The 707-nt window shown below is 55.4% G+C and carries 1 protein-coding gene; it reads left to right on the top strand.

Annotated elements, in window-relative coordinates; all coding sequences use genetic code 11:
* Positions 1-46 precede the first annotated feature (46 nt).
* On the top strand, positions 47-707 hold a 661-nt coding region (locus ACUHMQ_RS20940), incomplete at its 3' end, for a DDE-type integrase/transposase/recombinase (RefSeq protein ID WP_445297373.1).

The raw sequence follows: 707 nt of genomic DNA, 5'->3' as shown, positions 1-707 counted from the left end.
CACAGTATGCTGGTCTAATCTTTAGCCAGCTACGAAAGGATGAGCTATGGGACAGGTTCTACATGGAAGCGCCACAACGACACCGGCAACCCGTCGCGCGATACAACATAGTCAAGCGAGCCTGAGCGCACTGGCCAAGCTGCACGGAGTGAATCCCAAGACCATTGCAAAATGGCGGGCTCGCTCATTTACGCACGATGCACCCATGGGGCCGAAGGTAGCCCGTTCGACGGTGCTGACCCAGGAGGAAGAAGCCGCCATCGTTGCCTTCCGGAAGTACACCTTGCTGCCTTTGGACGACTGCTTGTACGCGCTCCAACCCAGCATGCCGCATTTGACCCGCTCTGCCTTGCATCGCTGCTTGCAGCGTCATGGCATCTCCCGACTACCCGAAGTTGAGGGCGATAAGCCGCAGAAGAAGTCGTTCAAGTCATACCCCATCGGCTACTTTCATCTCGACATCGCCGAAATCCAAACTGACGAAGGACGGCTGTATCTCTTTGTCGCCATCGATCGGACGTCAAAACTGGCCTACGTTGAGCTTCATCCCAGGGCAACACGCTTGGTGGCAAGAGATTTCCTGTCTGGCTTGATTGCCACTGTGCCTTACACCATTCACACGATCTTGACAGACAACGGCATTGAGTTTGCCAAGCGGCAAGGCACAGAAGGCTACTGGGTGATTCCGTTTGATCGCCTCTGCCAAG

It is taken from the genome of Chitinimonas violaceus (genome assembly GCF_052601015.1).
This window is presented reverse-complemented; position numbering and strand designations above follow the sequence as displayed.